Origin of the sequence: Planococcus beijingensis, from assembly GCF_016820615.1 — a bacterium.
Lineage (GTDB): Bacteria > Bacillota > Bacilli > Bacillales_A > Planococcaceae > Planococcus > Planococcus notacanthi.
The window spans coordinates 409,871-432,319 of the sequence record NZ_JADHDZ010000003.1 but is presented as its reverse complement, the minus strand read 5'-3'; the positions used below and the strand labels follow the sequence as shown (position 1 = coordinate 432,319).

General features: G+C 43.8%; 20 protein-coding genes. 15 read left to right on the top strand and 5 right to left on the bottom strand.

Translation table 11 applies throughout. From position 1 onward, the window contains the following. The first annotated feature begins 159 nt into the window (after nt 1-159). The 9 genes from yycF to IRE19_RS10695 all read left to right on the top strand — a co-directional run bounded on the left by yycF (nt 160) and on the right by IRE19_RS10695 (nt 10,346). Nucleotides 160-867, top strand: a complete 708-nt coding sequence (gene yycF / locus IRE19_RS10735; protein WP_191714548.1) for a response regulator YycF — start codon at nt 160-162, stop codon at nt 865-867. A 9-nt stretch (nt 868-876) separates the two neighbouring features. After that, a complete protein-coding gene (gene walK, locus IRE19_RS10730; protein WP_191714549.1) occupies nt 877-2,706 on the top strand; it encodes a cell wall metabolism sensor histidine kinase WalK in 1,830 nt (609 codons plus the stop codon). Next, nucleotides 2,697-4,028 (top strand): YycH family regulatory protein, encoded by a 1,332-nt coding sequence (locus tag IRE19_RS10725; RefSeq protein ID WP_349291270.1) that lies wholly within the window; start codon nt 2,697-2,699, stop codon nt 4,026-4,028. The genes walK and IRE19_RS10725 overlap by 10 nt, the downstream gene beginning before the upstream one ends. Beyond that, nucleotides 4,015-4,824: a two-component system regulatory protein YycI gene (locus IRE19_RS10720; RefSeq protein WP_203340382.1), complete on the top strand. Its 810-nt coding sequence runs from the start codon at nt 4,015-4,017 to the stop codon at nt 4,822-4,824. Before IRE19_RS10725 ends, IRE19_RS10720 begins: the two co-directional genes overlap by 14 nt. 12 nt (nt 4,825-4,836) lie before the next feature. Next, the gene (locus IRE19_RS10715; protein ID WP_191714552.1) at nt 4,837-5,625 is read left to right on the top strand and encodes an MBL fold metallo-hydrolase; all 789 of its coding nucleotides are present in this window, start codon (nt 4,837-4,839) and stop codon (nt 5,623-5,625) included. A gap of 387 nt (nt 5,626-6,012) precedes the next feature. Continuing rightward, the gene (locus IRE19_RS10710) at nt 6,013-7,215 is read left to right on the top strand and encodes a S1C family serine protease (RefSeq protein ID WP_203340381.1); all 1,203 of its coding nucleotides are present in this window, start codon (nt 6,013-6,015) and stop codon (nt 7,213-7,215) included. 507 nt (nt 7,216-7,722) lie between these two features. Then, on the top strand, nt 7,723-7,935 hold the full coding sequence (locus tag IRE19_RS10705) for a CxxH/CxxC protein (protein WP_349291269.1): 213 nt from the start codon (nt 7,723-7,725) through the stop codon (nt 7,933-7,935). A gap of 89 nt (nt 7,936-8,024) precedes the next feature. Beyond that, nucleotides 8,025-8,504 (top strand): 23S rRNA (pseudouridine(1915)-N(3))-methyltransferase RlmH, encoded by a 480-nt coding sequence (rlmH, locus tag IRE19_RS10700; protein WP_191714555.1) that lies wholly within the window; start codon nt 8,025-8,027, stop codon nt 8,502-8,504. 333 nt (nt 8,505-8,837) lie between these two features. Further along, nucleotides 8,838-10,346: a DUF1846 domain-containing protein gene (locus tag IRE19_RS10695; protein ID WP_191714556.1), complete on the top strand. Its 1,509-nt coding sequence runs from the start codon at nt 8,838-8,840 to the stop codon at nt 10,344-10,346. Between the two features lie 161 nt (nt 10,347-10,507). Here the strand turns inward: IRE19_RS10695 and IRE19_RS10690 are convergent, their stop codons facing one another. After that, nucleotides 10,508-12,433 carry a sigma-70 family RNA polymerase sigma factor gene (locus tag IRE19_RS10690; RefSeq protein ID WP_203340379.1) on the bottom strand — a complete coding sequence of 642 codons (1,926 nt, stop codon included), beginning with the start codon at nt 12,431-12,433 and terminating at the stop codon, nt 10,508-10,510. A 649-nt stretch (nt 12,434-13,082) separates the two neighbouring features. Between IRE19_RS10690 and arr the strand changes: the two genes are divergently transcribed. Together arr and IRE19_RS10680 are read left to right on the top strand one after the other, a co-directional pair. Further along, nucleotides 13,083-13,496, top strand: a complete 414-nt coding sequence (gene arr, locus IRE19_RS18425) for an NAD(+)--rifampin ADP-ribosyltransferase (protein WP_238943192.1) — start codon at nt 13,083-13,085, stop codon at nt 13,494-13,496. 199 nt (nt 13,497-13,695) lie between these two features. After that, complete coding sequence (locus IRE19_RS10680) at nt 13,696-14,694, top strand: alpha/beta hydrolase fold domain-containing protein (RefSeq protein WP_203340377.1); 999 nt, start codon at nt 13,696-13,698, stop codon at nt 14,692-14,694. A 98-nt stretch (nt 14,695-14,792) separates the two neighbouring features. Here the strand turns inward: IRE19_RS10680 and IRE19_RS10675 are convergent, their stop codons facing one another. Further along, nucleotides 14,793-15,203, bottom strand: a complete 411-nt coding sequence (locus IRE19_RS10675) for a GlcG/HbpS family heme-binding protein (RefSeq protein ID WP_203340376.1) — start codon at nt 15,201-15,203, stop codon at nt 14,793-14,795. 45 nt (nt 15,204-15,248) lie between these two features. Then, nucleotides 15,249-16,466, bottom strand: a complete 1,218-nt coding sequence (gene fdhA / locus IRE19_RS10670) for a formaldehyde dehydrogenase, glutathione-independent (RefSeq protein WP_203340375.1) — start codon at nt 16,464-16,466, stop codon at nt 15,249-15,251. 216 nt (nt 16,467-16,682) lie between these two features. Here fdhA and IRE19_RS10665 point away from each other — a divergent pair, with 216 nt between their 5' ends. The 3 genes from IRE19_RS10665 (at nt 16,683) to IRE19_RS10655 (ending at nt 18,426) form a co-directional block, all read left to right on the top strand. After that, a complete protein-coding gene (locus tag IRE19_RS10665; protein WP_191714559.1) occupies nt 16,683-17,054 on the top strand; it encodes a winged helix-turn-helix transcriptional regulator in 372 nt (123 codons plus the stop codon). 184 nt (nt 17,055-17,238) lie between these two features. Beyond that, on the top strand, nt 17,239-17,856 hold the full coding sequence (locus IRE19_RS10660; RefSeq protein ID WP_203340374.1) for an NAD(P)-dependent oxidoreductase: 618 nt from the start codon (nt 17,239-17,241) through the stop codon (nt 17,854-17,856). Between the two features lie 87 nt (nt 17,857-17,943). After that, nucleotides 17,944-18,426 carry a nucleoside deaminase gene (locus IRE19_RS10655; protein WP_203340373.1) on the top strand — a complete coding sequence of 161 codons (483 nt, stop codon included), beginning with the start codon at nt 17,944-17,946 and terminating at the stop codon, nt 18,424-18,426. Between the two features lie 94 nt (nt 18,427-18,520). Here the strand turns inward: IRE19_RS10655 and ahpF are convergent, their stop codons facing one another. Both ahpF and ahpC read right to left on the bottom strand, forming a co-directional pair. Next, nucleotides 18,521-20,068 carry an alkyl hydroperoxide reductase subunit F gene (gene ahpF / locus IRE19_RS10650; protein WP_203340372.1) on the bottom strand — a complete coding sequence of 516 codons (1,548 nt, stop codon included), beginning with the start codon at nt 20,066-20,068 and terminating at the stop codon, nt 18,521-18,523. Between the two features lie 12 nt (nt 20,069-20,080). Next, nucleotides 20,081-20,650 carry an alkyl hydroperoxide reductase subunit C gene (gene ahpC / locus IRE19_RS10645; RefSeq protein WP_191714563.1) on the bottom strand — a complete coding sequence of 190 codons (570 nt, stop codon included), beginning with the start codon at nt 20,648-20,650 and terminating at the stop codon, nt 20,081-20,083. 500 nt (nt 20,651-21,150) lie between these two features. Here ahpC and IRE19_RS10640 point away from each other — a divergent pair, with 500 nt between their 5' ends. Further along, complete coding sequence (locus IRE19_RS10640; RefSeq protein WP_203340371.1) at nt 21,151-22,344, top strand: DUF4317 domain-containing protein; 1,194 nt, start codon at nt 21,151-21,153, stop codon at nt 22,342-22,344. Nucleotides 22,345-22,449 lie beyond the last annotated feature (105 nt).

Genomic DNA, 22,449 nt, shown 5'->3' with positions numbered 1-22,449 from the left:
TTTTCTTTGGTGCTTACGCCATGCCTACCTGATCCGATCAGGGGCTTAGCCGCTGATAGGTGCGAAATGCCCTAAACAATGATAAAGTATAGGGTAGTAAAGAATGTGCAACGGCTGTCAAAATAGGGTGTAAGCGGGAAGAAAAAGGGGAGAAAAATGATGAGTAAAACCATTTTGGTTGTAGACGATGAGAAACCGATTGCAGATATTCTGCAGTTTAACTTAAAAAAAGAAGGCTTCAATGTGGTATGTGCTTACGATGGAGATGAAGCGATTAAGATTGCCGGTGAAATTCAGCCGGATCTGATGTTGTTGGATATCATGCTGCCGAACCGTGATGGTATGGAAGTGTGCCGAGAAATCCGTAAGAAATTCGATTTCCCGATTATCATGCTGACGGCGAAAGACTCGGAAATCGATAAAGTTCTCGGCTTGGAATTGGGGGCAGACGATTATGTCACAAAGCCTTTTTCAACCCGTGAATTGATTGCGCGTGTAAAAGCAAACTTGCGCCGCCAAAACATTGCGCCTGCTGAAGAAGAAGGACAGAATTCAAACGATATTCAGGTCGGTTCATTGACGATTCAGCCGGATGCCTATTTGGTCCTGAAGCGTGATGAAACCATTGAATTGACCCACCGTGAATTCGAGCTGCTCCATTACCTCGGAAAACATATCGGCCAGGTAATGACGCGGGAGCATTTACTGCAGACTGTATGGGGCTATGATTATTTCGGGGACGTTCGGACAGTGGATGTCACAATCCGTCGCTTGCGTGAAAAAATCGAAGACAACCCAAGCCATCCGGCGTGGATCGTGACACGCCGCGGCGTGGGCTATTATTTGCGAAACCCTGAACAGGAGTAGGTCGAGTTAATGTCTAAAGTGAATTTTTTAAAATCGATACATGTGAAGTTTGTATTAATCTATATTCTGTTGATTTTGCTGGCGATGCAGATCATCGGACTTTATTTTGCCCAGCAGCTTGAAGAAACCCTGAAAGGGAACTTTGAAAGCTCCATTAGAGACCGTATGGAAATTATTGAATTCAGTGTCCGGGAAGAAATGATCAAAGAGCGCACGGAGGAAGACCTGACTCTCGAGCAGACATTGCGGACCGTATTATATGGTTTCCAGTCGGACGACATCATTGAAATACGCGTCGTCAATACACGCTACAGCATTCTGGCGTCGTCAGTTATCGAAAACCAGTCATCCGTTGGCCAACGTTCCACAAATGATCTCGTCCGGCGTTCCATCATCGGAGAAACAGAGCTGGAGCAAACGTATGTGGATGAAGAAAGTGAAGAACGCATATGGGTGCGGACGCAGCCAATCATTGCAGCTGGCGGGGAAGTATTGGGAACGTTATACGTCGTGGCGGAAATTGAGAATGTCTACGACCAAATGGACGACATCAACTCCATTTTGGCCGTCGGCACCGCGATTTCTCTGGTGATCACGGCGATTTTGGGGATTCTGGTTGCCCAAACCATTTCACGCCCGATTGCAGATATGCGGAGACAAGCGCAGGCAATGGCTAAAGGGAATTTCTCACGCAAAGTGCGCGTTTACAGCGATGATGAAATCGGGCAGCTTGCCCGTGCCTTCAACCACTTGACGAACCGGCTGCAGGAATCCCAGCAGTCGACTGAAAGTGAACGCCGCAAGCTGGCATCTGTCCTTTCCAATATGACCGATGGCGTTTTGTCGACGGATCGAAGAGGCCGCATTATCCTGATTAACGATCCCGCTCTGCAACTGCTGAATGTTTCACGTGAAACGGTGATTAACCGTCCGGTAACCAGCATATTGGGACTGGAAGAGGAATATACTTTTGAAGATTTGATTGATATGAAAGAGGCACTGACGCTCGATTTCAGTTCATATGAGCAAAGTACTTTACTGCGGACGACGTTTTCAGTCATCCAAAAAGAAACAGGTTTTGTCAATGGGCTGATTGCAGTCCTGCATGACAATACAGAGCAGGAAAAAATCGATATGGAACGCCGTGAATTTGTGGCCAATGTCTCGCATGAATTGCGGACCCCTTTGACGACCATGCGCAGTTATTTAGAGGCATTGGCGGATGGGGCTTGGCAAGATCCGAACCTGGCACCAAACTTCCTGAATGTCACGCAAACAGAGACGGAACGGATGATCCGGCTCGTTAATGATCTGCTGAAATTATCGAAAATGGATTCCAGTGACACGGAATTGAGCAAAGAAATGGTTGAGTTCAATGTCTTCTTCAATCGCATCATTGACCGTTTCGAAATGTCGAAATCCCATAAAGTCCGCTTTGAACGGCAGTTGCCGAAAGAGCAGTACTTTGTGGAAATCGATCCTGATAAATTGACGCAGGTGATTGATAATATCATTTCCAATGCCTTGAAATATTCGCCGGAAGGCGGAAAAGTCCGTTTTGGCATGACCGTGGAAGAAGGATTCCTGCTGATTCAGATCAGTGATGAAGGAATGGGCATTCCAAAAGAAAATGTCGATCGCATTTTCGACCGCTTTTATCGCGTAGACCGCGCGCGTTCCCGCGAAATGGGGGGAACAGGTTTAGGATTGGCCATTTCAAAAGAGATGATTAACGCTCATGGCGGCGTCATTTGGGCAGAAAGCAAGTATGGAAAAGGAACGACTATTTTCTTTACATTGCCTTTCGAAATGGACGACGATGGAGGTGAGTGGGATTGAAATACGTAGAGCAAATTAAGTCGATAGCATTGTTTTTGCTGATCCTGCTCAGTCTGGCATTGACCTTTACAATCTGGACGTTCACCCCTACCCACGAAACCATCGCGCCTTCAGCCATCGTTGAAGAGCCGATAGCAGAAATCAAGAACACGGAAGAAGTTGTCCGCCCGGTAAAGGTGCTGTTCCATAGCGAAGAGACTGTTACAGGAACTGATGAACAAAGTAGTATCGAGGCAATATTGGACGCGGTGCAGCTTTGGGAAATCCGGGATATAAGGCTTGTTCAGGAAGAAGCGACTCCTGATGCTGTTGAATCCTATATGCACAGTTCCGAGCGAGCGGTCATTTATTATCCAGGTCCGATTCCTTTTCCGGTATTCGATTCGATAACCAATATTGCGGATGTAGCGATTCCCGAATCTTCCTTTAACCGCATTGTCATCGAATGGGAAGCGCCTGCTAATGATCAGCCAGCACTGTATTTTATCAATACGGTATCCGGCAGAATTTATAAAGCGACTGTTCCGCCGGCAGCGTTCAAGCAATTCGAAGAGGAATTTGTTACTAAGGCGGCCGAATACGAAACATATATCACGGATGAAGCAATCGGCTCATTGCCGATTTATGTGCAGGAAGGCGATGTCGAAAAACCAAGAGTGAATTATTTGCTGGATGAAATATCAACGGCAAGATTTGCCGAATCATTGCTGGACAGTCCAGGGCTGGCATTGTCAGCGGATTTCATGACACAGGAATACACAGATGATTCGGGTGCTTTGATGAGGGAAAACTCAAATAACAAAAGCATCAGCTATGTCCAGCCAAAAGCGGAAACTTCAGATCCGGCAATCCCTTCAGATCTGCTGTTCGATTCACTTGGATATGTCAATGAACATGGCGGCTGGACCGATCAATATTTTTACGAAGATATGAATTCACTGAAGCAGCAAATTAAGTATCAGCTGTATATTGAAGATTTGCCTGTTTTCAGCACAAGTACGGCCACAGGGCTAGAGATTACCTGGGGAGTGGATGCAGGCGAAGAGCAAGTGTACAGCTATCTTCGCCCTACCTATCAATTAGAGTCTGAAGCGGAAAAAAGAACAGTGGTAATTGCTTCCGGAAAAGACGCCTTGAATGCTGTCAAACAGCTGGATACCGATCTGTCAGCGATAACGGATATTAAACCTGGCTACAAATTGACGGAAAGTGAAGAAAATAAGTTGATTACGTTTGAACCGGCCTGGTATTTCGAAACGAATGATGCCTGGGCAGAACTGACGAGTGAATTGACAGGAGGTCGTAAGCTTGGATTGGAATAAAACCAAGACCATCTTTATTATTGTCTTTTCCATTTTAAACGTCTTTTTGTATTCCTTGTATTTGGATCGCTATACAGAAGCCGAAAACTTAGAGGAACTTCCGGAATCATCAGTTGATGAGAAATTAAAGGACGATAAAATCACGTATTCAAACTTGCCGGAAAATGTTCAGGATATGCCTTATATTCGAGGCGACATCAAGACCTTCACGGCTAAAGAAGCACCAAAAGAAAATGTGCGCGTCAATATACAGGACGGCAAACAGCTCCAAGTGACGTTTGAAAAGCCGGCTGCTCTGGCAGGAGAACCGGAAAGCGCTGAAGCGTTGATTGCTTTCCTTGAAAAAGAAGTCTATAAAGGCACTTCCTATGGCTTATGGGAAATTGATAAAGAACAAAATAAAGCAGTCTTTTTCCAAATTTTTAACGATGACATGCTTTATTTCAGTGAATATGGAAAAGTCACGGTTTACTGGAATGAAGATGGCGATGTTGTCCGCTACGAACAAACCATGTTCACGGATATCATTGAAAATCAGGAATCCAAAAAATTATTGTCAGCCATCACAGCGATCCATACGCTGTACCAAAAAAATGCGCTGGAACCTAACTTGACCATCACAAAGACCGAATTGGGTTATTCCATGCATGTTCAGGTTTCAGAAAGCCGGCAAATGTTTGTGCCGACTTGGCATATTGAAGCGGAACTTTCAGATGGCAGCCGCCAGGATTATTTTGTTAATGCGGTAAAAGATGGAGTCATCGAATTGAATCAACCACAAGAGGCAGTAGAGTAAGGAGATTTTGCTATGCAATTCAGTGTATTAGCCAGCGGCTCAAGCGGCAATGCCACTTATATAGAAAATGAAGGACATTCCTTTTTGGTCGATGCCGGATTGAGCGGCCGCAAGATGGAAGAATTGTTTGCGGCAATCGGCAAGAAAATGAGTGATTTGGATGGCATCCTGGTTACTCATGAACACAGCGACCATATTAAAGGGCTCGGCATCGTGGCACGCAAGCACAAGGTGCCTATTTATGCCAATGCCAAAACCTGGACGGCGATGGATGGATTGGTCGGAGCGATTCCAGTCGAACAGCGATTTCATTTCGATATGGATACCGTAAAGACTTTTGGTTCACTGGACATTGAATCATTTGCAGTGTCGCATGACGCGGCGGATCCGATGTTCTATGTTTTCCATGCAGGTGGCCGGAAGCTGTCATTGATCACCGACACAGGTTATGTCAGCGACCGGATGAAAGGCGTTATTCAGGCGTCGGATGCCTATGTGTTTGAAAGCAACCACGATGTCGGCATGCTGCAGATGGGCCGTTATCCATGGTCTGTCAAACGCCGCATTCTCAGTGATGTCGGACATGTTTCCAATGAAGATGCCGCAGTGGCAATGAGCGAAGTGCTCGCTGAAAAACCGACGCGCATCTATTTGTCGCATTTGAGCAAAGACAACAACATGAAGGATTTGGCGCGCATGAGCGTCGAACAGACCCTGCAGTCAAAAGGCATCATTGTCGGAGAATACGTCAATCTTCTCGACACCGATGCCAACATCCCGACTAAATTAGTCATTGTGTAAGTTTATTGCTGTTGAAACGCCCTTTTGTTGGCTGTTCAACAGCTTTTTTATTTTCAGAACTTAAACTGGCTGCTCTCCGTTCCGGTGCTCACTTTCGGGCATACAGGAGGTGGTGCGACAGGAAGTCACGGTACCATCTGCAAGAGTTTGCGCACCTGCATTCCAAGCATCTAAGTATAGAAAACAGGATTTTTAAGAGTTAAACCAAGATGTAAGAATCAACTCTTTACCATTAAGCGAGCTCAGCGATGTAAAAACTGGCTCTTCAACTTGCTTTATCAGCTTCAACTTTCTAAACTGAAAGTAAATATAAATTACAGCTTTCAGGAGTCTTAATGAGCGGCTAAGCTGGGTAAACAGGTACTAATTAAAGAAAGGATGAAGGCGATGGGCTATTACAATCAAACACCGAATGGCAGGCAGAAGCCAAGCCGTTTGGGCGCATTTGCTGCCGGGTTTGCGGGAGTGGCAGCGGGTGCATTATTGGTATGGTTATTGTTTTATTCGATGCCGGAATTGATACCGGATAATGGCAATGAAACACAGATCGTCCAACAGGAAACCGAAGGACGTTCTGAAACAGTTTCAGTGGATATCACGACAGATGTCACAGAGGCAGTAGAGATTGCGGCGGATACGGTTGTAGGTGTGACAAATCTGCAGGCAGCCGGAGATTTTTGGTCGCAATCACCTGGACAGGAGCAGGCAGTGGGCACGGGGTCAGGCGTCATCTATAAAAATGAAGGCGGCATCGCACATGTAGTCACCAATCATCACGTCATTGATGGTGCGAATGGCATCGAAGTGACGTTATCGGATGGTTCCAAAGTGGAAGCTACGCTGGTCGGCAGCGACATCTGGACGGATCTGGCCGTTCTTGAAATGGATGGAGCCAAAGTACAGGCGGTTGCCCAATTCGGTGATTCAGATGTTTTAAAACAAGGAGAGACTGTCATTGCAATCGGTAACCCCCTAGGGCTGGATTTTTCAGGTTCAGTGACAACAGGTGTGGTTTCGGGAACGGATCGTGCAGTTCCAGTCGATTTGAACGGTGACGGACAAGAGGATTGGCAGGCTGAAGTGCTTCAGACAGATGCCGCCATCAATCCAGGAAACAGCGGCGGAGCTTTAATCAACCTGGCAGGCCAGCTGATCGGGATTAACTCGATGAAAATCGCAACGTCTGCGGTGGAAGGCATCGGCTTTTCGATTCCCATCAATTCGGCAATGCCAGTCATCAATTCAATTGAAGAAAATGGAGAAATGATCCGCCCGGCGATGGGCATTACGCTGATGGATTTGATTCAAGTGCCTCAAGCGCAGCGCCAAGATACGTTAAACCTTCCTGAAGATGTCACACAAGGTGTCGTGGTCAATTCAGTAGTGGAAGGATCAGCAGCAGAGAAAGCCGGAATGGAGCAGTTTGACGTCATTGTAGAGATGGACGGCGTAGCCATCACAGACATCATCGAATTGCGCCAATATCTGTATAATGAGAAAAAAATCGGAGATACCATGACAGTAAGCGCCTATCGCGACGGCGAACTGATGGAATTCGAATTGGAGCTTGTCGATAACTCAGCTTTATAGGACAGAGAACCTGTGTAGACACTTCTATACAGGTTTTTTTGTTGGATAAATCTTTTAAGTGATTTATAAGTTGAAGTAATAATGCAATATAGTCGATATTCCGCAAAAAAGCTCCGTTTGCCGGGGGCTCGAGCTGAACTAACTCGGCCTAAACGCCCGAGTGGATTTCAGCACTTCGCTTGATCCCCAAGGCGTCTCCGCTGTTTTGCTCCATATCTTTAGAGATTTCTCTCAGCGCCGAGCTGAGAGAGAGCTTTGTTCATAGTGCCAAAGATTTTATAGGCTAGTTCTCTAGTTCAACTTATATAATAAACTTTCGTGTAATACTATTTAAATTCGCTTATTTTTAGATGAATTACAAGATACAATTTCCGAGAAATAAGAAAAAGACATGTGGATAACTTTTTCGGTGTTAATTTTTTATTAACAATCCACAGAGGGAGAAAAGCTTCGCTATCCGTAGCTCTTTTCTTCTGTTAGAATGGGTTGTGGATAAAAGAGAATGAAATGTGTATAACTGTGTGGAATATTCGGAAATCGAAAGAGGTGGAAAAAATGGAGATTAACTGCTGTAAAAACCATGTAGAGCATGCATTAGACATGTTCGTGGCGCAGGCTGAAACATACCCGATTCTTACTGAACTATCTGAAAAAGAAAAGTTATCCACAAAATGCGACTACTGTGAAGAGACTGCAACGTATCTTGTGGCAAACGCATAATTCGGCACAAGATGTAGAAAATCCTGTGGATATGTGTATAACATCTGTGCGTAACTTGTTTGTAAATTTAATGTGAAGGGGGATAACTTGTGAATATCTCAATTATCAGTGTCGGAAAGCTGAAAGAAAAGTATTTGAAGTCGGGTATCGAAGAGTACACAAAACGGCTGGGAAGCTATACAAAGATAAATGAAATAGAAGTAGCAGACGAAAAAGCGCCTGAGCAATTGAGCGACGCGGACATGGAAATCGTTAAAAAGAAGGAAGCAGAGCGGATTTTGGCGAAGATTGCACCGGATGCATATGTTATTGCATTGGCAATCGACGGCAAAATGAAGACTTCCGAGCAGCTGGCAAAAGATATCGAATCACTCATGACCTACGGGCGCAGCAAAATCGTCTTTGTCATCGGAGGATCGTTGGGGCTGCATGATGAAGTATTAAAGCGTGCGGATGAAAAACTGTCGTTTTCGAAAATGACCTTTCCACATCAGTTGATGAAATTGATTTTAGTGGAGCAGGTTTATCGGGCTTTCCGGATTATGAAGGGTGAACCGTACCATAAGTAAATGAGGTTTATCCTATAAATAAAGTCTAACTTATACATGATTTGTCCAAATGCTAAAAACAATTCAGTTATTGAAACTATCCAAGAGAAACAGATTTTATCATTTGGATATGCTAAATATTGATTTAAATTCTGTTATTTTAGTGGAATATCCTTGGTAAGGCCAAAGCGCTTATTAGGATAACCCACTCAATGAAGCAATTGGATCGATTTACTTTTTTTTAAAAAAATTTATAATGATAAAGGATGGATTTTTATTGGGATTTTCTCTTAAGGCGTTTTTATATACTGGGTTAAGAGAAAGCTTGAAGCATAGAAGGCGGGACTGAAATTAATGAAAAAAATTGGATTTGATTCGGAGAAATATTTGCAAGAACAATCAGCCTACATCCTAGAACGGGTGCAGCAGTACGATAAACTTTACTTGGAATTTGGCGGAAAATTGATAGGCGACAAACATGCAAAGCGTGTCTTGCCTGGATTTGATGAAGATGCCAAAATCAAACTATTGCATACACTGAAAGAAAAGGCGGAAATCATCATCTGTGTCTACGCTGGAGACATCGAACGAAACAAAGTTCGTGAAGATTACGGCATCACTTATGACCAAGATGTCTTGCGCTTAATTGATGAATATCGGGCATATGGCATTTCTGTCAACAGTGTCTTGATCACTCGTTATCAAGGGCAACCAACAGTCAAAGTATTTATGACAAAGCTTGAGAGAAGCGGAATTAGCGTCTGTATTCACCGCGAAATCGAAGGTTATCCGACAAACGTGGACGCGGTCCTTGGGGAAGAAGGATTTGCGACAAATCCTTATATTAAAACGACAAAGCCGATCGTGGTAGTAACGGCCCCTGGCCCGGGCAGCGGAAAGCTCGCCACCTGCCTTAACCAAATGTATCATGAGAATAAACTGGGGAATGAAGTCGGCTATGCCAAATTTGAGACTTTTCCGGTTTGGAACTTGCCGTTAAAGCACCCGGTAAATATCGCTTATGAAGCGGCTACCGTCGATTTGAAAGACGTAAATATGATTGACAATTATCATTATGAAGCATACGGCAAAGTTGCGATCAATTACAATCGTGATATTGAGACGTTTCCTGTCATCAAACGGATTATTGAAAGGATTACCGGCAAAGAGTCTGTTTACAGCTCACCGACTGATATGGGTGTTAATCGTCTGAAATCGGGCATCACCGACGATATGGTTGTCCAGGAAGCTGCCAAGCAGGAAATCATTCGCCGCAGTTTCATCGTAGAGAACGACTATAAAAAAGGGCTTGCTGATGAAGACAGTGTGCGCCACATGCAAGTGATTCTGGAAGAGACCGGTTTAAAGAAAGAGGATCGGGTACCTGTATTGCCGGCCCGTAATTATGCAAAAGCAATCCAAGCGCAAATTGACAGCACGAATTTGCAAGCCGTAATTGCGATAGAACTGCCGAATGGCGAGATAATCACCGGTCGAACGACCACTTTAATGGATGCTTCGGCAGCCGCGATTCTGAATGGGTTGAAGAAATTGACCAATATTTCCGATGAAATTAATTTGTTGTCGCCGATGATTTTACAAACGATTCAACGGTTGAAAACCGATGACTTGAATAGCCGCGTCCCGACATTAAGCGCCAATGAAGTGCTCATTGCACTGGCAATCAGTGCGGTCACCAATCCTACTTCTGAGCTGGCTTATAAGCAATTGCCAAATTTAAAAGACAGCCAAGCTCATTCCACGGTTATATTGAATAGAGAAAACGAACAAACCTTTAAGAAGCTTGGAATCGACATCACCAATGATCCGGTATATCCAACTGAGAACCTATATTACAATTAGATTTTAGTAAACACCTGCCTTTTTCTTCTTACATAGAAGTCTGAGGCAGGTGTTTTTCATTTATAGAGTTTACTAAAAAAGTTCATTCTTCTTTTAATGAGAAGACTGCACCTTTTTGCTTTTATAAAGGCTGACTGGTCTCGTTTACTTACCGATAACTTTTAAATATTACTGACGATAAGACTTCCTGTCGCTGCATCTATTCCAACTATCTGTTGTCTTGTTTCAAGTTGCCCCAATTTATATTCTAATACTTCATTTTGTTCATTTTCATTGTACTTTCTAGACCACTGTAAAAAGGCCTCGATTTTTTGTAAGACGGTCTTAACGTCCTCGAATGGTTGAATAGTTGAAGTTTCATAGGATTGAAGTTCGTCTACGTCAATCTTCGGAGACCATAATATATCGATAAATCCAGTTGTTTTGTTAACACCGACGTAAAAACGCTCACCTTCTATTTGTAAATCTTGAGCTAGGTATAGTGGGAAAGTGAAAAATGCGCAATTTACTCCATTGAAAGATGGTTTCTCGATTTGTACTTGCAGATAAGGAATGTACTCTTCAAAATACGTTGCAATAAATGTACAGGCAATATCACGGCAAGCTTCAAACGAAAGATCAAGCTCTCCTGTACGCTCTTTAAACCACATGAATTCTTTTAGCTTCCCGGAATACTTATCAATTTTTGCTTTTACTGTATCTTCCATACGTTCGAGAAGAAAGCTTTCCATTGTTTTATCTTTCGGCGCTTGCCAATCTTTTTTCCGCCACACGAAGACGAGTGTATGTTCATCTAGTTCCACTTGCCGCAGCTTGACCATCTCCGCCGACACGCCGATTACTTCTTCGATCGTCGCCCGTTTTTCAACTGCCTCTGTGTTTGGAAAGGGGATGAACGTCTCAGGTGCTTCCGGTTCATGCTCAAATGCAGACTGTCCGTTTATGGCATTAAAGGAATGGTAGACAATCGGACTTTCATAAACTGGATACAGGCCCGGCTTTGGAACAGAATAAATGTCGCTTGATAAATATTTCATCGATAATTTCCATGGAGCTTTATATAGTTGTCGTAAAATAGCCCCTTCGCCAGCAAGCTGCGATGGAAATGCCGGTGGTGTTTTCGTATACTCATTATACTTAAAGCCAATAATTTCACCGGATTTGGAAACGGTTATTTTTGTGGTATAGCTCGCAAGAGGATAGCCTCCTACATATTGATCAAAATAAAATATTGTTTCGTCCTCTTTTTGAATAACATTTGATAACGTTAAATAATCGAGTGCTTCAGCGTATTGCGAAATTAGGAATTGTTCTGCACTAGCTTGCTGCTGCTCTATTGGCAGAAGTATTCCATTTGTCGAGGGAAGTCTGGTTAACTCGATTAATTTTCCGTTTCGATCAAGAGTCACTTCAATTTCATTGACTGATTCATCTGTCGCCCATATAAATTTTGCTTGCTCATTCGAATAATCTTCTACAAACAGTTGATAGTCATGAGGAATTGATACAAAATTCAATGCGGATTTGGCCAGTTGTTCTTTTAACATGTGGATCACTTCTTTCTCCGTGATTGGTGTGTTCATATGCTGTTCAAGCTGCTTTTTTAATTGGTTACGACCGCGATGCAAATGCATTTTAATCGTATTGAGCGGCTTATCTAATAGAGAGGAGATTTCTTGTACCGGAAAATCATAAAAATAAAATAGGACAAGTACGGTTTGATAATCTTTTCGAAGCAAAGAGAGTGCCTCATGGACAAATTCATAGGCAGCAGTCTGCCCATGCTCTGTCAGCTGTTGTTGTATAAGTTCAGTTTCCACCACAAGTGTCCGCTTCCTTTGCCGAAGGAAAGCAAAGCATTGCCGTATTAAAATTTTGAAGAGCCATGTAGAAAAATATTTTGCTTCCTTTAATTGATGAATTGATTTATAAGCTTGCAGCAATGTCTCTTGTACAATGTCTGATGCGTCTTCTCTGTTGCCAACATAGGAGTAAGCTTTTGAGAGAAGCTTAGACTTCTCGGTTTCTATTAACTGTTCAAATGCTTCTGGCTGGCCGTCAATAGCTGCTCTTACTAATTGTTCCATTCAAATACCTCCTATATAGTTAGGGCAATAAAAACGAAAAAAGGTTTCACTGAGGAATTATTTTTTAAAATATCCAGATTGAGGTTAAAAGCGAGCTGTGCAATCAATGGGCCATTGAGCTCCCGTTTTTTTAGAAACTGGGGTTTAAATGAGGGCAATCAATTTGTCTGATTTCTTCTTTTCGGTGCGTGATTACTGCTGTTTCTTTATTATATAATATAACCAATTAGTAAAAAGATTCTGTACGGAACCTGCCATGATGATGCCTTCTTTCGACACGGAGCAACAAATCATTCATTTGGAGGGAACTTCTATGAAGATAAAATTCAGCCCAGCTAATGCCGTTGTTAAACTTTGCATGAAGGGAATGGCCTTGGAGAATAGCGGAAATGTAGAAGAAGCAGCCGGGATTTTTCAACAAGCCTGGAACGAAGCGGCTGATGACTATGAAAGATTTATTGCCGCTTATCATTTAGGCCGTTTACAAAAGAGCTTCGCAGAAAAATTGAAATGGATGGAAATGTCCCTTCAGTGTGCACTGAAAATAAACGATGAGAATGTCAAAAGTGCGTATCCGGCGTTATATAAAAACATTGCCGACTGCCATAAAGAAATGGGCGATCTTGAGAACGCAGAAAGAAATGCTGAATTGGCCAAATCATTTGAAGGCCCGCCAACTGATACTGGCCCGTTTTATCATGGAACGAAAGCGGACCTGGCAGTCGGTGATTTATTGACAGCTGGCGGCAATTCAAATTATAAAGACGGGCTTAAGATGAACCACATCTATTTCGCAGCAAATGCCAATGGCGCGGGTCTTGCAGCCGCATTGGCAGCAGGTGAAGAGAGAGAACGCGTCTATATAGTGGAGCCTACAGGTGAATTTGAAAACGACCCCAATGTGACGGACAAAAAATTTCCTGGGAATTTAACGCGTTCGTATCGCTCGAAAGAACCTTTGCGAATTATTGGAGAAGAGACGGAATGGACGGCATTGACAGCTGCCGAACTGCAAAAATTGCGGGAGAGTTCAGCGAAGAAGACAGGTGACATTATCAACTGACTGTAGGGGAACCTTATCATAAATAAGAATAATTTTTAGTGGGATTTATGAGAGTTATTAGAAGGCTGATCATTATAAATAGTGATGAGGAAAATCAAAAATCAATCTAGAAGTTTTGCTCTCTTCAATACTAAATTGAACCTCCTGATCTACTGAGGTAAAATTGATATTATAAATGTAGTTGATACGGAGAGTGAACGTGATAAAAAAGATAGTGGTCATTGTATTGGGAGCGATTTTAGCGTTATGTCTGCTCCTTGTAGTTGTATTTATAGCCTCTCCAAAGCCCACTGCCATACTGGTTCAACAGTTATTTGAAGGCGGCGTTGCAGTAAAGCCCCATAATTATGGCGAGATTGAGAAACTGGTTCATGTGGAGAACGACTTGTCCTATGATTCTGCGCATCAAGAAGGAAATCTGGACATTGTCGCGCCCAAGGAATTTTCAGGAAAGCTTCCGGTCATCTTTTGGGTACATGGAGGCGCTTTTTTGGGTGGCGACAAGTCCGACATTACTGAATATGCTGTTCAAGTTGCCAGCAAAGGTTTTATCGTCGTTAACATGAATTACGAATTAGCCCCGAGTGCCATCTATCCAACTCCTTTATACCAAGTGGAGGAAGCTTATCAATTTATCGAAAAAAATGCACAAGCATATGGCATTGATATGGATCGGTTGTACTTTGCGGGGGATTCTGCCGGTGCTCAAATCATCAGCCAGTTTGTAAATGTTCAAGTAGAAGAAGAATATTCAAACCTGATTGGAATAGAAGGCAGCGTATCACCGGATAAGATTGCGGGTGTTCTCTTATTTTGTGGACCCTATGACGTTTCAAAGTTTGGAGATCTCAGCGACAGTTTTTTAATCAATTTCCTATTTGACCGGGTCGGGTGGGCTTATATCGGCGAGAGAAATTGGGGAGATTCAGATCAAGTGAAGCAAGCTTCCGTCATTGATCATGTTTCGGCCCATTTTCCACCTACGTTCATCACTGATGGAAATACAGGGTCATTTGAGGAGCAAGGTTTAGAGCTGGCAGATAAATTGAATAAAAATGATGTTGAGATTGTCGACGTCTTTTATTCACAGGAAGAAGCTGAATTGGGGCATGAGTATCAATTCATTATGGATACACCACAAGCTGAAAACACCTTTAATCAGCTGATAGAATTTTTAGCTGATACCAGTAAAAAGTGATGGGCTGATTTGGATGGGGGTTCCTCTTGTCCTGCTCAGCCCTGCAAGATAAAAGAAGCGCCAGGATTGTACTCCTGGCGCTTCTTTGTATAGAGATTTTAATGCTTGTTAAATACATTTGCCCCGGCTTCTGCAACTTGCATATCATGCGGCACGCTGCTCCCGCTGACACCGATTGCTCCCATTACTTTGCCATTCAAGATAAGAGGGATTCCGCCGCCAAAAACGACAAGGCGTCCGTTGTTGGTTGTATTTAATCCGTAAAGTTCAGCCGCAGGGACCGTTGCATCGGCTAAGTTCGATGTAGGCATTTTCAGGGCTACGGATGTCCATGCTTTGTTTTGGGAAATATCAATACTCGCCAACCACGCATCATCCATCCGGTGAATGGCCATTAGGTTGCCGCCATCATCCACAACGGAAATAACCATGGCAACACCAATTTTAGTTGCTTCTTCTTCAGCGCCAGCAATAATTTCTTTTACTAGTTCCAAAGTGATTTTTTCCAAAGGAATTAACCTCCTTGTTTTTCCATAAGCAGATAGGAAAACAATTTACTTATTGAAATGTCCATGGGGATCAATGACAAACTTCTTGGAAGCTCCTTGGTCAAATTCAGCGTATGCCTCTGGTGATTGATCTAATGTAATGATCGTTGCATTTACCGCTTTGGCAATTTGTGCTTTTCCGCTTAAAATCGACATCATCAAGTTACGATGGTATCTCATGACCGGAGTTTGGCCTGTTACAAAAGTATGTGCTTTTGCCCAACCAAGTCCTAAGCGTACCTTCAGTGTTCCGATTTTTGCATCTTCATCGACCGCGCCTGGATCGCCGGTTACATAGAGCCCCGGTATCCCAAGACGTCCGCCTGCACGAGTGACTTCCATAATGGAGTTTAATACGATAGCTGGAGCTTCACCGGCACCTTCTCCATGTCCACTAGCTTCAAAACCAACACAGTCAATCGCGCAATCTACCTCTGGGACACCCAGGATTTGAGCGATTTGTTCGCCGAGATCTGAATGTTCCCGAAGATTTACAGTCTCACAGCCGAAACTATGGGCCTGTGCAAGGCGCTCCTTGTTTAAATCACCTACGATAACGACAGAGGCACCCAGCAGTTGGGCTGAATGGGCAGCAGCTAAACCGACAGGGCCAGCCCCGGCGACATAAACCGTAGATCCTGGTTTTACACCTGCACTCACAGCGCCGTGATAGCCTGTCGGGAAGATATCGGAGAGCATCGTTAAATCAAGGATTTTTTCCATGGCTTGATCTTTATCCGGAAATTTCAGCAACTGGAAATCTGCATAAGGGACCATGACGTATTCCGATTGGCCGCCGACCCATCCACCCATGTCGACATAACCATAAGCAGACCCAGGACGATCCGGGTTTACGTTCTCGCAAATATGTGTGTCTTGCTCTTTACAGCTGCGGCAGCGGCCACAAGCGATATTAAACGGGACAGATACCAGGTCGCCTTTTTTAATGAATTCAACATCACGGCCGACTTCAATGACTTCACCTGTAATTTCATGGCCAAGGACAAGCCCTTCAGGAGCGGTCGTCCGGCCACGCACCATGTGTTGGTCACTACCGCAAATATTCGTAGTCACAACTTTTACTACCACTCCATGTTCGCATTTGCGCCCTACATTCAACGGATTTACCCCGGGACCGTCTCTGATGATTAATTCAGGGTAGCTAATATCTTCAACCGCTACAGTTCCAGCACCTCTGTATACAACCGCTCTGTTTCCTGCCATTTCTGTCATCTCCTATCTAATTTTTTACATATAGAGATTCACTCTTTACACCGGGGCAGCATCATAGAAGGGGAAAACTTTAAGAATTTATATTAAATATTCTCTATCTTCGATTTATTCTAAATTATAATTCTTTTTAATGGAAGAACGCACTTTTTTGTGAGAAGGTTACCTAAAGGATACTTTCAGGAAGAAATGGAAGAAAGGGGCAGTCTGATGGAAGATTTGCGGTCAGAAATAAAAAGGGAAATTGAGAGCGGTGAATTTAATTGCGAAAAAGAACTGACCTTATCGATTATCAGCGGTAAATGGAAAATCATCATTATTTACTATTTGGGAACAGAGGGTGTGTTGCGCTTTAGTGAAATTACACGATTGCTTCCCAAAATTTCACACAAGGTACTGACTACTCAAATTAGAGAATTAGAGGAAGATGGGATTGTCCATCGGAAAGTCTTTGCTGAGGTTCCGTCTAAGGTAGAATATTCGTTAACGGCTTTGGGAGAAAGCCTCATTCCAATCGTTTTAATGATGGATGAGTGGGGGAAGAAAAACATCAAACACTTTCCTGTTGCAAAAAATGTGTGAGGATTCCTTCGTGGGGAATCCTTTTTCGTTTTTCCTAAGGCGTCTTCGCTGTTTTGCTCCATATCTTTAGGGATTTCTCAGCGCCGGAGCATATATCGTAAGCAAATGAAATTTATTGCTATACTTTTAGGTGGAGAAGAAACAACCATACTAACTAATGATTGAGAAAGAAAGGTGAACTGTTATGAAAATACTTGTTTTCGGTGCTACTGGCGGTGTAGGAAAAGAAGTCGTGAAGCAGGCCGTGGAAAATGGCTTTGAGGTTACAGCATTTGTTCGGACACCGGCAAAGCTGGAAGTTGCACACGATCAGTTAACCGTGGTTAAAGGCGATGCCTTCAACCAAACGGAAGTTTCCGCAGCAATTGCCGGCCATGATGCGGTCGTATCATGCTTAGGTTCGAGCCAGGGCATGAAAAAATCAACAGAACTCCAAGAGATGGTGAAAAATATCGTAACAGGCATGCAGGAGCATGGCGTGAAACGGATTGTTTATACGGCCTCTGCAGGGATTTATAATGAATTGCCGGGCATAAGCGGGAAATTGATGATGGGCATGCTCAAGAATGCGCTGACAGATCACCGGGCTGCAACTGATTCTATTAAAGCACATGGACTAACCTATACAATTGTCCGGCCGATGGGGTTAACCAATGGACCGTTTTCGGGAAACTACAGAGAAGCGGCAGAGGGGGTACCTGAAAAATCAAAGTCCATCTCACGGGCAGACGTTGCCCACTTCATCTTAAAAGCATTAAAGGACAATAAATATGAAAATGCATCGATCGGAATTGCCAATTAAATCGTAGAACAACTCAAGCGGGACCAAGACGTTCAGCAAGTCCTGAAGGATAGCTGGAATGGAAAGCATACGGAGGAGGAGTCGGAAATGATCAGCGAAACCGATTTAAAACATTTGCGCCGATGTGTGGAATTGGCGGAAACCGCATTAGAAAAGGGCGATGAGCCGTTTGGTTCTGTCCTTGTTTCGGCTGCTGGAGAGGTGCTATTCGAAGACCACAACCACGTAGCTGGCGGCGATCATACACAACATCCCGAGTTTGCGATTGCGCGCTGGGCAGCCAATCATATGGCACCGGAAGAAAGAAGCGAAGCGACGGTCTATACGTCAGGGGAACATTGTCCGATGTGTGCAGCGGCTCATGGCTGGGCCGGTTTGGGCAGAATCGTTTATGCGAGTTCTTCCGAGCAATTGGCGGGGTGGTTAAGCGAACTGGGCGCTGCTCCGTCGCGTGTGCGGAATCTGTCCATTCAAGAAGTAATCAAAGACACAGTGGTAGACGGGCCTGTTCCTGAACTGGCGGAGCACATGCACGAGCTCCATGGCCGGCTGCATAAAGCGAAACAGTGAGCCTCCATTGGAAAATAAGCACATACCGATAAAAAACAGGACTGAGGCAAGAGATTGAATCTCTTCCACAGTCCTGTTTTTTTTTGAGCTTTTCTTATACTAAAACGGGTACTTCACTTCTGATGAGGTGGTCGAAAGCACTCAACGATGCTGTCGCACCCGATCCCATTGAAATGATGATTTGTTTGTATGGAATGTTTGTGCAGTCTCCCGCCGCAAACACACCCGGTATGTTCGTAGCCCCACGTTGGTCGATGATGATCTCACCGTACTTCGTGCGTTCCACTACGTCGCCTAACCAGTCTGTATTTGGAACCAGACCGATTTGGACAAATACGCCCGACAATTCAAAGTGCTTTTCAGCCCCTGTTTGAAGGTCTATATAAGAAATGCCGTTCACTTTATCGGTCCCAGTGATTTCCTGAGTTCGTGCATGCGTGATGACTGTTGCATTCGGCAGGCTGCGCAGGCGGTCCTGAAGGACTGAATCTGCTTTCAGCTCTGCATTGTATTCAAGAACAGTTACATGGTTTACAATGCCCGCAAGGTCGATCGCTGCTTCGACGCCGGAGTTGCCGCCGCCAATTACGGCTACGTCTTTGCCTGCGAACAATGGACCATCACAATGTGGGCAGTAAGCGACCCCTTTGTTCTTGAATTCAGCTTCGCCGGGCACCCCGACGTTGCGCCAACGTGCACCTGTTGAAAGAATGACGGTTTTGCCTTTTAGCACAGCACCGTTTTCAAGTTCAATTTCGATGAACTCTTTTTTTTCCAAACGCTTGGCACGCTGCAGGTTCATCACATCAATGTTGTACTCTTTCACGTGCTCTTCAAGGCTCGCGGCAAACTTCGGCCCTTCAGTATGCTTGATGCTAATGAAGTTTTCGATGCTGAGTGTATCCAGCACTTGTCCGCCAAAACGTTCGGCAACAATGCCCGTACGAATGCCTTTGCGTGCAGCATAGATGGCTGCACTTGCACCCGCTGGTCCGCCGCCGACAACAAGAACTTCATAAGGCTCTTTATCCGCAAATTCGGACGCGTCCGGGGCACTGCCTAATTTAGCTAGCAACTCTTCCAATGACATCCGCCCGCTGGAGAACGATTCTCCATTTAAGAAGACAGTTGGGACTGCCATGATGTCTTTGCTCTCAACTTCTTCTTTGAATGCGCCTCCGTCAATCATCGTATGTGAGATGTTGGGGTTAAGCACACTCATTAAGTTCAAGCTCTGGACAACTTCAGGACAGTTCTGGCAACTTAAACTGATGTAGGAGTCGAAATGGTAAGTGCCTTCAATTTTTTTGATTTGGTCAATCAGTTTCTGATCGACTTTTGGCGCACGGCCGCTTACTTGCAATAAAGCAAGGACCAATGAAGTAAATTCATGGCCAAGGGGAATGCCCGCAAACGTGATGCCGGTTTCTTCTCCGATACGGTTTACGCTAAAACTCGGTGTTCTTTCCAACTGCGTGTGTTCGACTTTAATCTTGGCAGACATCGAAGACAATTCATCCACCAAAGCCAACATATCACGGGAGACGTTGGCAGAGCCTGCGCTGGCTTTCAACAGCACATCGCCTTCCAATAATTGAAGATATTGTTCTAATTGAGCTTTTATTTCTGCATCTAGTATCATTATCAGAACTCCTTAAATTTTACCTACAAGGTCAAGGCTTGGCTTAAGTGTTGCGCTGCCTTCTTCCCATTTTGCAGGACAAACTTCCCCTGGGTTGTTGCGTACATATTGTGCGGCTTTGATTTTGCCGACAAGCGTACTTGCATCACGGCCAATGCCGTCCGCATTGATTTCTGCTGCTTGTACAACGCCTTCAGGATCAAGGATGAATGTACCGCGTTGTGCCAGACCTGCTTCTTCGTCCAGTACATCAAAGCTGCGGGAAATTCGTTGAGAAGGGTCACCAATCATGATGTATTCGATTGTACTGATCGCATCTGAATGATCATGCCATGCTTTATGGGTGAAGTGAGTATCCGTTGAAACTGAATATACTTCAACACCTAAACTTTTTAGCGTAGCGTATTGTTTTTGAAGATCCTCAAGTTCCGTAGGGCAAACGAAAGTAAAGTCTGCTGGGTAGAAGCAAACCACACTCCATTTCCCTTTCATGTTTTCTTCAGTAATGTCGATAAATTCTCCGCTTCCGGCATTGTAAGCTGAAGTTGCAAATGGTTGGATTTCTTTTCCGATCAAAGACATATAAAATTCCTCCTAAGTATTATCTTTAGAATGATCATAGTTAATGACTTCATAAAAAATACCAACCGAAGTTATCTACTCGATTAATATGATTATTTAACTATAATTATTCTAATCCTACTATTAATGGTATATGAAATAAATTCTTTGTCAAAGGTAACCCATTATTTTGAGTTTTTCCTTTAAATACGGTAAAAAAAGGAACTTAAAGTAAAAATCCAACACTTCCAGAAAACCAAATTCAACTTTAAAATCTGATGAATTTAGAAAATATATATATTTCAGAATACTATTGATTCTTATTTTTTTAATTTGCATTCGAGTATGGAGAAATAGTTTGTTTCGCTTATTGCAGGATGACAGTCAAACCTGAATTGACTGTCATCCTTTCTTCATCTTAAATATTGTTATAATGAAGAGGTGGTAAAAGCTGCACGAAAACATTGGATGTCTTTTTATGCATCACACGGATTTTATTAGCCAGGGAGTTGGACTTGAAAATGAATAAAAAAGATATAGCAGATATTCGCAAGCGATTTAAACTGGATACCGATCTACTGAAGATCGCGGAAATTTATAATATCTACATCCAGCAGGAAAGCACGGAAATCTTCCACGAGGAAAGCCGTTCTTTTGCCATGTTGGACCGCGATCAGCAGGAATTGTTCCTTGAGAACTTTAAAAAAGTCTTGGGCGGCAAACTGGATGCGAAGATGTTTGAAGTGAAATTCCAGCCTCAGGAAGAAGGGCAAGCGGATCATACGCAAAAGCTTTTGTATGAAGGGCTGGAGGCAAGTGAGGTTGCTGAATGGAAAGCGAATATGCAGCGCATCGCCTTGAAGATGGTGGAAGAACGGCCATACGAAAAAGACACGGTGGTCACGTTCATCCGCGGGAATTATCATAAGACGACAAGACGCCAGCCCGATGAGACGGAAATCGACATGCGGGATGAAGTGTATACGACATCGTTTATCCTTTGCAGCATGAACCAGACGGAACTGCCGAAAAGCTCATTGGTCTTTGATTTTGTCGAGAAGGAGTATAAAGCGAATGTACTGGTCGATCCGGTCATCAAGCTGAGCTCGCCGATCGGCGGATTCCTGTTCCCAAGCTTCACGGACAATGCCGCCGATATCCATCACATCTTGTACGCAGCAGGCAAAGCGAATAAACCGGATTTCCAGTTTATCGAGAACGTCTTGAATGGCGACGAAATTGTTACAGCTGAGGAAGAGAAAGCGGTCTTTGAAGAAATTGTGAAAGCTGTCATTGGAGAAGAAGTGAATTCAAGAACACTTGCCGGTGTTTACGATGAAATCAATCAGATGCTCGTCGTAGCAGAAGAAAGTGAAGATGATGAAGAAAGCGCGCCGGTTCTGGATACAACAGAAATTACACGTGTACTGAAAGCGAGCGGCGTCAAAGAAGTCAGCCCCGAAAAAGTGGAACGGGCTTTTCAGCAAGTGGTTCAAGACAAAACCTACGAAATGAAAGCAAGCCATATCGTTCCAAGTTATGCGTCCAAGTCCATCAAAATCAACACGAAAGTCGCAAATATCGCAATCAGCCCTCAAGACTTACGATACGTCAAAGAAGTCAATTACAACGGCAAACGCTGTATCCTGATTGAAGTGGAAGAAGACACGATGATCGAAGGGTTCAAGCTGCTTGCGGAAGAAGAGCTGGAGTAGGAGAGAAAATCTGTGTCCATCCAGTTAAAGAAAACAATCAATAAACCTCATTCAGCCCTGTTACAGAGAGCTGAATGAGGTTTTTCTTGTTAACTAATGATCCAC

What these genes read in the sequence shown, in the direction of transcription:
- yycF (WP_191714548.1), top strand. Translation starts at nt 160, where the DNA reads ATGAGTAAAACCATTTTGGTTGTAGACGATGAGAAACCGATTGCAGAT.
- walK (WP_191714549.1), top strand. Translation starts at nt 877, where the DNA reads ATGTCTAAAGTGAATTTTTTAAAATCGATACATGTGAAGTTTGTATTA.
- IRE19_RS10715 (WP_191714552.1), top strand. Translation starts at nt 4,837, where the DNA reads ATGCAATTCAGTGTATTAGCCAGCGGCTCAAGCGGCAATGCCACTTAT.
- IRE19_RS10710 (WP_203340381.1), top strand. Translation starts at nt 6,013, where the DNA reads ATGGGCTATTACAATCAAACACCGAATGGCAGGCAGAAGCCAAGCCGT.
- IRE19_RS10705 (WP_349291269.1), top strand. Translation starts at nt 7,723, where the DNA reads ATGTGTATAACTGTGTGGAATATTCGGAAATCGAAAGAGGTGGAAAAA.
- IRE19_RS10695 (WP_191714556.1), top strand. Translation starts at nt 8,838, where the DNA reads ATGAAAAAAATTGGATTTGATTCGGAGAAATATTTGCAAGAACAATCA.
- IRE19_RS10690 (WP_203340379.1), bottom strand. Translation starts at nt 12,433, where the DNA reads ATGGAACAATTAGTAAGAGCAGCTATTGACGGCCAGCCAGAAGCATTT.
- fdhA (WP_203340375.1), bottom strand. Translation starts at nt 16,466, where the DNA reads ATGGCAGGAAACAGAGCGGTTGTATACAGAGGTGCTGGAACTGTAGCG.
- IRE19_RS10665 (WP_191714559.1), top strand. Translation starts at nt 16,683, where the DNA reads ATGGAAGATTTGCGGTCAGAAATAAAAAGGGAAATTGAGAGCGGTGAA.
- IRE19_RS10660 (WP_203340374.1), top strand. Translation starts at nt 17,239, where the DNA reads ATGAAAATACTTGTTTTCGGTGCTACTGGCGGTGTAGGAAAAGAAGTC.
- IRE19_RS10655 (WP_203340373.1), top strand. Translation starts at nt 17,944, where the DNA reads ATGATCAGCGAAACCGATTTAAAACATTTGCGCCGATGTGTGGAATTG.
- ahpF (WP_203340372.1), bottom strand. Translation starts at nt 20,068, where the DNA reads ATGATACTAGATGCAGAAATAAAAGCTCAATTAGAACAATATCTTCAA.
- ahpC (WP_191714563.1), bottom strand. Translation starts at nt 20,650, where the DNA reads ATGTCTTTGATCGGAAAAGAAATCCAACCATTTGCAACTTCAGCTTAC.
- IRE19_RS10640 (WP_203340371.1), top strand. Translation starts at nt 21,151, where the DNA reads ATGAATAAAAAAGATATAGCAGATATTCGCAAGCGATTTAAACTGGAT.